Genomic DNA, 448 nt, shown 5'->3' with positions numbered 1-448 from the left:
CATGGTTTAAGTGCCACTTCATACAATGCGAGTAAGCGTTTAACCCCATTTGTGACATTTCGGCAAGAGAGTGTGGCTCCACTGATATTGGGAATGTCTTCCGCCAACTCTAAAGGGCTGTTTTTATTCGTGCCAACAAAATGATTTCGCCAATCAGTCTGACGGACTTCTCCACCATAGGTTTCACGATAATCCATAATTTCAATGCCTAATACCTCTCCTTTAGGGGAGATTGCTGTCGCATAGGTTATAAACTCGTGTTTTCCGATGACCTTGTCAATAATGACCCATCCGAGAAACGCCTTGTCAGGACTGAAAGCTTGCCAGGCTTTTTGTGTTTTCCAACGTTGGCGGACATCACAGATGGCTTCGATTTTGTCTCTCTGACTTTCGTTCAGTTTGATCAGAGTAGGGGTGAACGAGGCGTGTTGTCCAAATAAAGCGACTT

Annotated in this window: 1 protein-coding gene; it reads right to left on the bottom strand. The window is 44.6% G+C overall.

Annotated features, from left to right (window positions below):
• Window positions 1-448: FMN-binding protein (locus Tanf_RS16605; RefSeq protein ID WP_046824589.1), on the bottom strand; the 448-nt coding region annotated here is incomplete at both ends.

The organism is Tannerella forsythia, from assembly GCF_001006485.1.
Lineage (GTDB): Bacteria > Bacteroidota > Bacteroidia > Bacteroidales > Tannerellaceae > Tannerella > Tannerella forsythia.
Note: the sequence above shows the minus strand (reverse complement) of the source record. Positions and strands in the feature narration are given on the sequence as shown.